The sequence below is a fragment of the Aeromonas popoffii genome (assembly GCF_037818705.1).
Lineage (GTDB): Bacteria > Pseudomonadota > Gammaproteobacteria > Enterobacterales > Aeromonadaceae > Aeromonas > Aeromonas popoffii.
In genome coordinates, this window is sequence record NZ_CP149129.1 from 1,912,864 (window position 1) to 1,925,639 (window position 12,776).

A 12,776-nucleotide genomic window follows, 5' to 3' on the forward strand; every position below is an offset into this window, starting at 1 on the left:
CTGGGTGATGTGGGCGGGGCAGGAAATGATGAAAACAGGTGTCTGGATCGGTTGTCTATGGGCGCTGTTGCTGGCCAGTTGCCCCCTGGCTGCTCCAGGCCCCTCGCTCAACATGGTCTATTTCGATGATTTTGCCCCCTACTCCTGGCGTGACGAGCAAGGCAAGATGCGGGGCATCATGGTGGATGTGATGGACAGTGTCGCGGCCGAGCTCGGCATCCGCGCCACTCATCAGGGGTATCCCTGGCTGCGGGCCCAGAAACTGGTGCTAGCCGGCCAGGCCGATGGCTTTGTCACTGTGCCTACCCGGGCGCGGGGGGACTACACCCGGGTGGTGGAGGAGCCGGTCGCCTTCTCTACCCTGACCCTGTTCACCCAGGCGGGGCACCCCCAGCTGGCGCGGCTCAATCAGGCTCGCACCCTGGCGGATCTCAAGACGTTCACCATCCTCGATTACATAGGCAATGGCTGGGGCAAGGAGAATCTGGTGGGATTCAAGGTCCATCTGACCATGAACGTGGACAACGTCTTCAAGATGCTCTCTGCTGGCAGGGGGGATGTGATGATCACGGATCCCATCGTGGCCAACTTCAAGCTTCGCCAGCTGGGGTTGACGGGGCGCATCATAGAGGTGCCGCTTCAGCTGGGATTGACCCCGCTCACCCTCTGCATCGCCCATACCTCTCCTTTTCAGCGCCGGGCGCCCGAGTTCTCCCGCGTCCTGGTCAGGCTGCGTCAGAGTGGCGAGCTGGCTCGCATTGAGGCGCGTTATCGGTGAGGCTGTTGCACCCTGGCGCCGGATCACGGCTTGTTAAAACAAAGAGGGCGGCCAAGGCCGCCCTCTTTGTGGCTGCGTCATCGTGGTCAGTGTGCCACCAGCTGGGGGGCCTGGGATGGGCTCTGGTATTGCGCATTGGAGAGGGCGGGTTGCCGCTCTCTGGGTGTTTGCGCACGTGCCAGCGTCTCGGCCAGCCAGTGGGGATCGAGGGGAATGGCGTTGCGATCGTTGACGACCAGGTTGCGGTGCTGGGCCCCGAGGCAGCCGTAGCGCTCGGGATCTGTCTGGGTAAAGAGGCCCAGGCAAGGCACGCCGCTGGCGGCGGCCAGATGGAGCGGGCCCGTGTCGCAGCTGACAAAGAGCGCGAGGCCGCTGGCGAAGCGGGCCAATTCGCTCAAGTTGCGCAGGGAGACCGGCATGTCGCCCAGCAGAGGCAGGGGATCGGCCGGATCATTGAACTGGATCAGCAGGGCATCCGGGCGTTGGCGGCGCAGATCCCCGAGCAGCCGCTGCCATTGGGGGAGGGAGAGCCCCTTGCCCTTGCGGGCGCCGGTGAAAAAGCCGATAAGGGGTCGGCCCGGGTGGCTCTGTATCAACGCCGTCAGGTGTGGGCAGGCGGTGTGCAGCATACTGCCCAGTTCAATCTGATCGGCGAGGCTTGCGTGCAGGCCGAGCAGTTGCAGCGGCTGGTGGGCATAGTGGCACTGGTCGTTGGAGGCGATCGGTCGATCGAACAGCACATCCCCCCTGGCTTCCTCAAAACCCAGCTTCTCGCTGGCGCGCACCCAGGCGGCGATGAGGTGATCCGTGCTGGAGGCGAACGGTACATAAACCTGGTCATACTGTTGGCGCCCCAGGCGCCACAGCACGGGCAGGGCCGCGATCAGCTGCTTACCCTGCAATCTGACCTGATGCACCTGTTGCAGTTTCAGATCGGCCAGAAAGGGGAGCAGTTGGCCACCGCTGCACACCAGCTCGATGTCGGCGTTGGGGTGGGTACTGCGTACCTTTTGCAAAAAGGGCAGCAAGAACAGATTGTTGCCGATGCGGTTCGTGCTGCGAATGATGAGGATCCGTTGGGCTGGCTGGCTTGAGGCTGGCAGCCTGCCGCGTTTGGCAAGCCAGGCGAGGGCTGCCCGCTCCAGCCCGGTTGTCCAGCAACGGCGCTGGCCGTCGAAGCGACGCAGGGCGTCTCTGATGGTGCTCATGATGAGTGGCTCTGTTGATGAAATTGACATCAAGGGTACACGGCAAGTCTTAAGAAAGCGTTAAGAGAAGAGAAAAAAGGGATCGTTACCCATTGTTTTTGTGAGAACTTTCTGCGGCGTCACATTTTGGATGCAACCGTGTGCATCCGGACATCACTTTGTTGATGAAAAATACAAACAGGGCGGCCGGCGGACCGGACGCCATGTTTGTGTGAGCCGCTTGCCTGCGCGCTGGCCTCTGCCGTGGCAGTGACGCTGGCCTTTCTCTGCAACAGGCTACCTAGGCCGCGTTCCCCAGCCGAGCGAGTGCATCGCGACCCGCCAGGGCGATCTTGCCCAGGAGCAGTACGGTGAGCTGCTCGGCAGCAGTCGCCAGGATCGGCAGGCCTTGCTGCAGGATCAGGCCTTGTGGCAGTCTCAGTCTCAGCCGTAGCGGGCCAGGGTCAGCCCCTTATCGCTGATGGTGGGCGTGTTGCCGCTGATGAGATCCGCCAACAGCTGGCCCGACCCTGCCGCCATGGTCCAGCCCAGGGTGCCGTGGCCTGTGTTGAGCCAGAGCCCTGGCACAGGGCTTGGGCCCACCAGCGGGGTACCGTCTGGCGTCATAGGCCGCAGCCCGGTCCAGAACTCGGCCTGCTGTATGTCCCCCCCTTCAGGGAAGAGATCCCCCACCACCATGGCCAGGGTGTCGTAGCGTTTCGGGTTGAGCGCCAGGTTGAAACCCGACAGCTCCGCCATACCGCCGACCCGGATCCGATCATCGAAGCGGGTGATGGCAACCTTGTAGGTTTCATCCAGCACTGTACTGCGTGGCGCCGCATCGCGGTTGGCCATCGGCAGGGTGAGGGAGTAGCCCTTGACCGGGTAGACTGGCAGATCGAGCCCAAGCGGGCGCAGGAAGCCGGTGGCATAGCTGCCCAGCGCACAGACGATGGCATCGGCCTTGAAACGCTGCTCACCGGCCCGCACCGCTACGGCGCGCCCCTGCGCCAGTTCAATCTCGTCGATAGCGCAGTTGAAGACAAATTCCACCCCGAGTTTTTGCGCCTCGGCGGCCAGTGCCTTGGTGAAGCGGAAGCAATCGCCGGTTTCATCACCCGGCAGGCGCAGGCCGCCCACTATCTTGCCGCGTACCCGCGCCAGCGCAGGCTCCACCTCCTCACAACCGCTGGCATCCAATGACTGGTAGGGCACGCCATACTCTTCCAGCACCTCGATATCCCGTTTGCTGGCATCAAGCTGGGCCTGGCTTCGAAACAGCTGCAGGGTGCCGAGCTGGCGTCCCTCGTAATCCAGGGCCAGCTCATCACGCAGCCCCTTCATGCAGTCACGGCTGTATTCGGCAAGGCGCACCATGCGCCCCTTGTTGATGGCATAGGCAGTCGGAGTGCAGTTGGCGAACATCTTCAGCATCCAGCGCAGCTGAAATGGATCCGATGTAGGGCGCACCGTGAAGGGGGCGTGTTTTTGCAGCAGCCACTTGGCGGCCTTGAGGGGAATGCCGGGCGCCGCCCAGGGCGCCGCGTAACCGGGAGAGATCTGACCGGCATTGGCATGGCTGGTCTCCAGCGCCACTCCTTCCTGCCGTTCCAGCAGGGTCACCTGATGACCTGCCTTGGCCAGATACCAGGCGCTGGCTACGCCAATCACGCCACCACCCAACACCACTATCTTCATCACACCATCCTTGTCGTTATGCAGGCGCCACCGGCCGATCCTGCTGTTTTTATGAGGGCTGGCCCGCTCCCGTTACTGCGTTTGTCGCGAGCGGACAAAGAGAGGGACCCAGCGCACAGGCCACACGTTATCACCGGTAGCGTGATCGGCAAATCCACTCGTTTGAAAATATGATTTATCACTGCGTTAACATTTATTGCCAGCTGATAATGATGATTTATCACAATAATGCGATGTTTATGACTGCGGCAGGATGTGTTGGTGGGGGCCTGGGCTGGCTGGTTCCGCATTCACCCCATGATCGTCTATGCGGCCAAAGGTAACTGGGTTGTTAAATTTGTGCGCCCGATCGCAACGGTGATGCGTGTCGCTTGTCGCCCCATACAGCCTCTGCCTAGAGTGGTCAGCGCATTGCATGGTGCATGCGCGTTTTACTGGCTTGCTCGTGTTAGACCACCACAGGAAAGGATGTGATGACCCGAACTGCTGACGCCCCATCAGGCTGGCCCACCGCCAGTCCCCACACACTGCCCTGGTATCTGCAAGATATAGTGCTGGTGTGCGACTTCCCTCGCCGCTGATCTCCCTGCGTTAACCCCACTTGTTTTCATTTCATATTGGTGACTGTCGCCAGGTGTTCGCACGGCTGGTGCAAGGAGAAGATCATGCGTCGTATACCCGAACCGTTTCGTATCAAGATGGTCGAGCCCATCAAGCAGACCACAGGCGCCGAGCGCCGCACCGCACTCGAGGCCGCAGGCTGGAACCCCTTTCTGCTGCTGGCAGAGGATGTTTACATCGACCTGCTGACCGACAGCGGCACAGGTGCCATGTCGGATCGCCAGTGGGCCGGCATCATGATGGGGGATGAGGCCTATGCGGGCAGCCGCAACTTCGTTGAACTGGAGCGCACAGTGCGCGAGATCTTTGGTTATCAGCATGTGATCCCCACCCACCAGGGACGCGGGGCAGAGCAGATCCTCTTCCCCGAGCTGGTCAAGCGCTGCCAGGGCAAGGCGCCGGTCTTTATCTCCAACTACCACTTCGACACTACCAAGGCCCATGTGGAGTTGGCGGGGGCGCGGGCCATCAACCTGCTCACCCCGCAAGCCCTCGACACCACGGCCCCTTATGCCTGGAAGGGGGATTTTGATCTCCCTCGTCTGACCGACACCCTCGAGACCGTCGGGGCCGACAACGTGGCCGGTGTCATCATCACGGTGACCTGCAACAGCGCCGGTGGTCAGCCGGTCTCCATGGCCAATATGGAGGCGGTCTCCGAGCTGGCCCGTCGCCACCAGATTCCGGTGGTGATCGATGCCGCCCGCTTCGCCGAGAACGCCTGGTTTATCAAGGCGCGCGACCCGGCTTACGCCAAGACAGGCATCGGGGAGATAGTGCGCCAGATGTTTGCCCTGGGGGACATCTTCACCATGTCGGCCAAGAAGGACGGGCTGGTCAATATCGGTGGTCTCTGCTGTTTCAAGGAGGATCTCGACCTGTTTCGTGCAGTGCAGGTGCGCTGTGTGGCGATGGAAGGGTTTGTTACCTATGGCGGCCTCGCCGGGCGGGACATGGCGGCGCTCGCCATCGGTCTGCGCGAGGGGATGGATGAGGAGTATCTGACCTATCGCATCGGTCAGGTGGCCTATCTGGGCGAGCGGCTGGCCGAGGCGGGCATTCCCATTCAGACACCCACTGGCGGTCATGCGGTGTTTGTGGACGCCAAAAAACTGCTGCCCCATATTCCGGCCGAGCAGTTCCCGGCCCATGCGCTTGCCTGTGCGCTCTATCTGGAAGGGGGCGTGCGTGGGGTGGAGATCGGCTCCCTGCTGCTGGGGCGCGATCCCGCCACCGGCAAGCAGGAGGCGGCAGACTTCGAGCTGCTGCGCCTCACCATTCCGCGCCGGGTCTACACCCGGGATCACATGGACTATGTGGCCGACTGCCTGATCGCGGTGAAGGCGCGGGCCAGCGAGCTCCGCGGTCTTACCTTCGACTACGAGCCGCCGTTGCTGCGTCATTTCACCGCGCGGCTCAAGCCGCTCTAACGCTCCGACGGTGTAACCCGGGGTATTGGCACGGCATCAAAAGCAAAGCCCCCGCACGACAGTGCGAGGGCTTTTTACCGTGAGCGTCTGAAGCATATTACTGGCTGCTGAACAGCTTGGGCTGGGGGCGGGATTGGGCAGTCAGGCTCATGCGGCCGGAGGTCTCCAGCCAGGATTTGATCCGTTTGGCATCCGCCACCCGGGAGTTGGGGGTATCGGCATTGAGCAGCACCAGGATCACCGGTTCGCGGTTTATCTGGGTTGCCATCACCAGGCAGCGCCCCGCCTCGCGAATGTAACCCGTCTTGGAGAGGGTGACAGGCCAGCTGCCTTCACGCACCAGGCGGTTGGAGTTGAGGTAGTGCAATTGGCGCTTGCCGTTGCGCACCATGCGCTCCTCGGTGGAAGAGTACTGGCGAATGAGTGGGTAGGCAGAGGCAGCAGCCACCAGTTTGGCCAGATCATGGGCGCTGGAGACGTTGCGAGGGGTGAGCCCCGTGCTGTCTGCGAACTGGGTGTTCCACATGCCGAGCATGCGGGCCTTGGCATTCATCGCCTCGACAAAGGCGCGCTGGCCCCCCGGGTAATGTCTGGCCAGTGCGGAGGCCGCGCGGTTTTCCGACGACATCAGGGCGATGTGCAGCATGTCGGCCCGGCTCAGACGCGATCCTACCGCCAGCCGCGACCCTGTTCCCTTGAGACGATCCACATCGGCCATGGTGACGGTCAGCATTTCGGAGAGGCGCTGATTGGCATCGAGCACCACCAGCGCCGTCATCAGTTTGGTGATGGAGGCGATGGGCATCACCCGATTGGCATTGCGCTCTGACAGCACCTCGCCGGTGCGTGGATTGGCCACCACGAAGGCAGCCGAACTCAGGGCAAGATCGTTGCGCGGTTCCAGAAAGCGTTTGGGGGAGTGGGATGTGGCCGTAAACGGATTGGCTTGGGCGCTCTCCATGCTGACGGGAACGAGGAAGGCACCGAGCAGCAGGGTAAGAAAAGGACGAATAATCATGTTTTGACGCTACCGTGAATGACTGGAACATTTGGCTAAGTTATATGACGGTAATTGACGCTTCACAACGTCTAATGGCCCGATATTTCAATTTAATGGGATCGTACGCCTTGAAATCCCCATGTTGACGGCTAAATGACGACTCGATCGGGGAAATATCCAACCATGAGCGAGTCTGATACATGTCAGCGTCACCCGTCACGGTGGCGCACTATATATTGCGTCTCTGGGGCCAGGCGGCCCGTTAATCCCCCTTGCGGTGGCGCAAGCGGCACCACCTGCGTTGAGAGAGCCTGCATTTTCAGGCTTCTGTTGCTACTCGCATCAGCGCCGAGGGACTGCGCTCGACAAAATAGTGCCAGACATGGTCATAGAGCGCCTGCTGGCCGGGAAAGCTCACCAGTCCCTTGGCCTCGGCCAAGGTGCACCAGCGATATTCGGTGTGCTCGTCGTTGAGGGTGACCACCTGATTGGGCGGGCAATAGACCACAAATACCGGCACTACCTCCACCGTATTTGAAGTGCTTTCGTAAAATTGTTCCAGATAATGGGCTGTGTATAACTCGCAAACCGTGATACCCGTCTCTTCGCCAAACTCGCGAATAATGGTCTGCCAGCCGGTTTCCCCCGCCTCAATCGTGCCAGCCACATGGCACCAGAAACCGCCCTTTACGCGTTTCATCACCAGCAGCTTTGTTTCGCCATCCATCGTTGAGAGGGCGACACCGGAGACGGCTTTACAGCGAATGGGGATCATGGTTTTTTCTCGCTTGGTTTGCCGTCTGTAATTAAAACGACAGGGATAAAGGGGTCTTAAATGAAAAACGTCTCCGCTGGCAGACCAATGGCGTCTATTTCATTCAGGCTGCTCTTGGCCAGATAGTTTGCCACCAGATTAACATCCACCCAGTCGCCGGCATATGTCGGAAATCGTTGGCTTACATGGCAGTAGAAATAGTCTGGAAAGTGGAACAGCTTGCTGGATAAATATGCGTCATCTCTGCCAGGAGATGATTAACGTCTGTGGTCGAGGCGCAATATTACGACGACGACATACCCCCAATCAACCGGGTTATCCCCCCATCATTTTCGCCGTCTGGATCGCCTCGATAAGCGCCGCACGGTTGATGCGAGGGCGCTCGCTATCGAGCAGCTGTTGCCACAGCGCAATGGCCCGGGTGTAGCGGCCGTGCAGGAAATGATCGGCGGCGAGCAGCATCAGGGCGCTTACTTCCCCTGCATCCTGCTTGAGGGCGCTCTCCAGCAGGCGGGTTGCCTCCGGGGTAAGCTGCTGGCCCGCCTGATAGTAGCGCACGGTGGCCTGGGCGGCTTTAGTCGCCGCGCTGGCCCCCCCCTCCAGCAGGGCAAGGCGCTGATAGGCGAGCAGGGCGTTGTCATATTCGCCCCGATAGAGATAGAGCTGACCGAGCGCCGCCCAGCTGTCGAGATCGGCGGGGCTGCGCTGCAAGGTTTGATGCAGACTCCCCAGCTCCTTTTCCTGCAGGTCCCACGGGCTCAGCCCTGCAAGCGGGTCGGGACGGGATGCATGAGCCTGCCATGCCTGATAGCGGCCGCTGCTCATATACACAGTGGCAACGGCAGCGATTGCCAGGATGCCAAGCAACAGCAAGACGAGGGTGTGGCGGCTATTGCGACCGCGATTGTCACGCTGGTTGGTCAGTTGTGCGTGAAGGGCCAACTCTGTGGCGGGTGTGGCATTGGCAAGGCGGGCGGCGCTTAGCTCCCTGTAGATCGGCTGGTCGGGTGAGAGGCCTGCTTGCTCCCCATGCATGATCAGCAGATTCAATTCGCTGCGAGGATCGGCTGCGGGTTGATGGATTGTCTCAACGATTGCCTTAACGACAGGGATGGTCTGCGTCTTTGTGCGTGTCAGGCGGCGAAACAGGGTCAACAGCGCGAGCCCCAACAGCAGCAGGGGACCGCCCCACAGCAGCGCCGTGCTGCTCTTGAAGGGGGGATCGTAGCGGACGAAATCGCCAAAGCGCTCCGTCATGCGGGCGATCACCTGCTCGTCGCTCTGTCCCTCGTCCACCCAGCGATACACCTCGAGCCGAAGATCCCGGGCGATGGGGGAGTTGGACTCCACCAGATTCTGGTTCTGACACTGGGGGCAGCGCAGGGCGCGGGCCAGCTCTTGCGCCCGATGTTGCAGCTCGGGATGGCGAAACTGATAGGTATCGACCCCGCTGGCAAATGCAGTTGCACTCAACAGCATGCCGAGGGCCAGCAGGGCTCTGGCAAGAGGACGGCACATCATGACTGTGTCTCCCGAGTTGGTATTGCAATAGATGGTGCAATAGCTGGCGTTCTAGATGGTGCAGTCGTGGCGGCCTTCGCCTGCGCGTCTGCTCGAGCCTTGTCGAGCAGCGGTGCAAACTGGCGCTGCCAGATCTCGTTGGTGAGCGCGCCGGTGTGGCGGGCAAGCAGGGTGCCATCGGCGGCAAACAGATAAGTTTCCGGCGTGCCGTAGACGCCGAGCTCCAGCGCAAGTTTACCGTCGGGGTCGGCCAGCACGGCGCGATAGGGGTTGCCCGCCTGGATAAGCCAGGCGCGGGCCGCCTCACCCTTGTCCCGATAGTTGAGGCCGTAGAGGGGCACTGTGCCCGCCAGCTCGGTGAGCCGCGGATGTTCGGCGCGGCAGTTGACGCACCAGCTGGCCCAGACGTTAAGCACAAAGGGCTCACCCTTGAGGCTGGCGGTCTGGATCGGACTCCCATCCAGCAGATTGTCGCTCTGCCACGCAGGTAGGGTACGCCCCAGCGTCGCTTCATCCTGACGATAGGGATCTTGCCCGAGACCGAGCCAGAGCAGGGCGCCGAGGCCCAGCGTCAGCAGCAGGGGAACAAAGAGGCGCAGGCGGGATCTCATAACGCCTCCTGTTCGAGCCGGTGATGGGAGGCACCAACCGCAATGGGGCGGGAGGCAAGCAAGGGGCGACGGGCGAGCAGGCGCAGGGTGCCGCCCGCGATCATCAACAGGCCGCCGAGCCAGATCCAGCGCACCAGCGGCTTGTAGTGCAGCCGCATGGCATAGGCATCGGGCCCCATCTTCTCGCCCAGCACCACGTAGAGATCGCCAAACAGCCCCCATGCTATGCCCGGTTCATTCATGTTCATGGTGCGCACGCTGTAGTGGCGCCGCTCCGGCGTCAGCCGCGCTACCTCTTTACCGTCCTTATGCACGCTAAGCGTGATGCGCTCGGCGGTGTAGTTGGGGCCGCGCACCGGCTCTCGCCCCTCATAGCGAAACTCGAACGCGCCGAGTCGGTAGGGCTGGTTGGCACCAAGCACTGTGCCCCCTTCCTGACTGTGGTGGCTCACTTGGGCAATGCCGAGGGCGCACACCGCCACCCCGAGGTGGGCCAGCAAGCTGCCGAGCCGCTTGAACGTCAACTCACGAAGTGAGGTCAGTTGTGAGAAAGGGAGTAGCAGGCTGGCCATCAGCCAGAGGCTCACCATATTGGCGAGGATGCCGCTCCAGCTGCCGGAAAAAGATCCCTGTTCCAGATAGGCAAGGCTAAGCAGCCCGCCGCCAAGCAGGCCAAACAGCGGCGGCAACAGGGTGTTGAGCCGAGGACTTGCGGCAAGCTGCTGCCAGCGCAGGCGCGGAAGCTGGGTCATCAGCCCCATCAGCAGCAGCGCCAGCGGCACGAAGATGGTGTTGAAGTAGGGGGCACCCACCGAGAGGGAGCCCAGATGGATCGACTGGAACACCATGGGGTAGAAGGTGCCGAGCAGCACACTGGCGCAGGCCACGCAGAGCAGCAGGATGGCGCCACCGAGCAGTCCCTCCTTTGACAGTAAGCCGAAGCTGGCGTAGGGGGCGCGGGTGTCGGCGCGCAGCGCAAACAGGGTGAGGGCGCAGGTTAACAGCAGCCCTAGCAGCAGCAACAGGGTGAGGCCGCGGTTGGGATCCACCGCAAAGGCGTGCACCGAGGTGAGTACCCCGGAGCGCACCACAAAGGTGCCGAGCAGGCTCAAGGCGAAGGTGAAGATGGAGAGCAACAGCACGGCGTGGCCGTAGGCGCCGCGCTTCTCGCAGACCACAAGGGCGTGCAGCAGGGCAGTGCCGAGCAGCCAGGGCAGCAGGGAGGCATTTTCCACCGGATCCCAGAACCACCAGCCGCCCCAGCCCAGTTCGTAATAGGCCCACCAGGAGCCCAGCACGATACCGGCAGTGAGAAAGATCCAGGAGCCGAGCGCCCAGGGGCGGCTCCAGTGGGCCACGGCGCCATCCAGCCTGCCCGAGTGCAGCGCCGCCATGGCGAAGGCGAAGTTGACCGCAAAGCCGACGTAGCCGAGATAGAGCAGGGGCGGGTGAATGATAAGACCGATATCTTGCAGCATGGGGTTAAGATCGCGCCCCTCCAGCGGCCCCGGGAATTGGCGGTCAAACGGGCTGGAGAAGATCAGGGTATAGAGGGCAAAGAGCCCGACGATCAGCCCCATGATGGCCAGCACCCGAGCGGTGATCAGCGGATCGACATGCTTCGAACAAATCGCCACCAAGGCCCCCCACAAGGCCAGTGCAAAGACGAAAAAGAGCATGGAGCCCTCGTGGCCGCCCCAGACCGCAGCCAGTTTGAAGCCCAGGGGCAGGGCGCTGTTGGCGTGTTGGGCCACATAGCTGACGGTGAAATCATCCCGGGCAAAGCAGCTGGCGAGCAGCAGCAGAGCAGCCCCCAGCAGGGCGGCATTGAGCAGCGCCAGCGGCTTGGCGCTGCGCAGCAGGGTCGGGGAGGCGAGGCGCAATCCCAGCCAGGGCAAGGTGCCCTGCAGCAGCGAGAGTGCCGCCGCCAGTAGCAGTGAGAGATAGCCAAGCTCCGCCAGCACAAAACCTCCAGGTTCAATCTTTGATCTCATTCATGTCATGGCACATACGCCGCCTTGTCTCCTGTTTGGCGGGGAGACTCCGCAGGCAGCGGGTGTGGCATCACCAGAAATTAATTGGGCCAGCAACAAACCAGCGCCAGTCTCCCCTAGGTGGCTGGCGCTGGAGATCATACCTTTAAACTACTGTCATCTGGCCGGCGTAGAGCACGAAGTAGCGCAGCAGCAAGATCCCCATCAGGGTCAGGCTGCAGATCAGTACCAGATGGCCGTTCCTCTCCCGTAGCCGAGCGGGCATCAGCAGGGCGAGCAGCTGGGGCAGTAGCATGCCGATCCCCACCACCCCGACCCAGAACACCTGAGCCCAGAAACCGCTGCCGATGGCAGCCCACATCGCCACCTCTTTCTGGCCGCCACCAAAGTAGAGGCCGGTAAAGAAGCAGACCAGCAGCAACAGCTCCACCGCCAGCACCGGCCGCTCGAAGCGGTGGACAAAGCTCACCCCCTGACTGTGGTGGTTCTCCCTGAACAGGGTCACCGCCAGCAAGATGGTGGCGGCAATGCCGGAGCTGATGCCGGAGACCAGAAACAGCACCGGTAGCACCGGGTTGTTGAGCAGCGGATAGGTTTTGAGCGCCGAGAGCAGAAAGCCGGTGTAGGCCCCCAAGAGCACGGCGAGCAGTAACAGCAGCGGTGCCAGCAGCCGTTCGATGCGGGCGAGCCAGCCGATGAGATTATCCACAAAGGCGAACTTCTCTTTCAGCAACCGGCGGCGCAGCGTCTCAATATCGGCTCTGAACACCACCGCCAGCCAGGCGAACAGCACAGCCATATAGAGCTGGAACAGCATGACCCCCATCGACATCACGGAGTCGAACTGGTAGTGGAACATCAGCTTCCAGAAGGTCCAGGGGCGGGCCAGGTGGAAGATGAGGATGAGCAGTCCCAACACGACGCTGAGCGGCGCCAGAATGGCAGTCGCCTTGATGATGCCGCTCTCGCTGCCAGCCCCCTTGCGGCGCAATAGCACCGAGAGGGTGGTGGCGCCGGCGGAGATGCCGAGCAGAAAGAGATAGATTGCGATCGGCCAGTCCCAGACAAGAGAAGGGAAATGAAAGGCGTCATGCCACATGGTTATTCCCTCCCTCTGTTACTGCCGGGGTCGATGGCGATGGGGCAACTCCCCACCCCCGC

Annotated in this window: 10 protein-coding genes; 2 read left to right on the forward strand and 8 right to left on the reverse strand. The window is 61.8% G+C overall.

Features of this window, described 5'->3' with window-relative positions; all coding sequences use genetic code 11:
- Positions 1 to 112 precede the first annotated feature (112 nt).
- Positions 113 to 778 carry a substrate-binding periplasmic protein gene (locus WJM78_RS08910; protein WP_339015811.1) on the forward strand — a complete coding sequence of 222 codons (666 nt, stop codon included), beginning with the start codon at positions 113 to 115 and terminating at the stop codon, positions 776 to 778.
- A gap of 86 nt (positions 779 to 864) precedes the next feature.
- On the opposite strand, the gene WJM78_RS08915 is transcribed toward WJM78_RS08910, so the two are convergent.
- On the reverse strand, positions 865 to 1,986 hold the full coding sequence (locus WJM78_RS08915) for a glycosyltransferase family 9 protein (protein ID WP_339015191.1): 1,122 nt from the start codon (positions 1,984 to 1,986) through the stop codon (positions 865 to 867).
- 423 nt (positions 1,987 to 2,409) lie between these two features.
- A complete protein-coding gene (locus tag WJM78_RS08920; protein WP_339015813.1) occupies positions 2,410 to 3,687 on the reverse strand; it encodes a D-amino acid dehydrogenase in 1,278 nt (425 codons plus the stop codon).
- Between the two features lie 641 nt (positions 3,688 to 4,328).
- Between WJM78_RS08920 and WJM78_RS08925 the strand changes: the two genes are divergently transcribed.
- The gene (locus tag WJM78_RS08925) at positions 4,329 to 5,714 is read left to right on the forward strand and encodes a tryptophanase (protein ID WP_339015193.1); all 1,386 of its coding nucleotides are present in this window, start codon (positions 4,329 to 4,331) and stop codon (positions 5,712 to 5,714) included.
- A gap of 97 nt (positions 5,715 to 5,811) precedes the next feature.
- On the opposite strand, the gene pbpG is transcribed toward WJM78_RS08925, so the two are convergent.
- From pbpG to nrfD, 6 genes are all read right to left on the reverse strand, one after another.
- Entirely contained in the window at positions 5,812 to 6,732 is a 921-nt protein-coding gene (pbpG, locus tag WJM78_RS08930) for a D-alanyl-D-alanine endopeptidase (RefSeq protein ID WP_108537741.1), read from the reverse strand.
- A 301-nt stretch (positions 6,733 to 7,033) separates the two neighbouring features.
- Positions 7,034 to 7,489: an NUDIX hydrolase gene (locus tag WJM78_RS08935; RefSeq protein WP_339015195.1), complete on the reverse strand. Its 456-nt coding sequence runs from the start codon at positions 7,487 to 7,489 to the stop codon at positions 7,034 to 7,036.
- A 315-nt stretch (positions 7,490 to 7,804) separates the two neighbouring features.
- A complete protein-coding gene (gene nrfF, locus WJM78_RS08940; protein WP_339015197.1) occupies positions 7,805 to 9,010 on the reverse strand; it encodes a heme lyase NrfEFG subunit NrfF in 1,206 nt (401 codons plus the stop codon).
- On the reverse strand, positions 9,007 to 9,621 hold the full coding sequence (locus tag WJM78_RS08945; RefSeq protein ID WP_339015199.1) for a DsbE family thiol:disulfide interchange protein: 615 nt from the start codon (positions 9,619 to 9,621) through the stop codon (positions 9,007 to 9,009). The genes nrfF and WJM78_RS08945 overlap by 4 nt, the downstream gene beginning before the upstream one ends.
- A complete protein-coding gene (nrfE, locus tag WJM78_RS08950; protein WP_339015815.1) occupies positions 9,618 to 11,585 on the reverse strand; it encodes a heme lyase NrfEFG subunit NrfE in 1,968 nt (655 codons plus the stop codon). The genes WJM78_RS08945 and nrfE overlap by 4 nt, the downstream gene beginning before the upstream one ends.
- A gap of 175 nt (positions 11,586 to 11,760) precedes the next feature.
- The gene (gene nrfD / locus WJM78_RS08955; RefSeq protein ID WP_042039325.1) at positions 11,761 to 12,714 is read right to left on the reverse strand and encodes a cytochrome c nitrite reductase subunit NrfD; all 954 of its coding nucleotides are present in this window, start codon (positions 12,712 to 12,714) and stop codon (positions 11,761 to 11,763) included.
- Between the last annotated feature and the right edge of the window lie 62 nt (positions 12,715 to 12,776).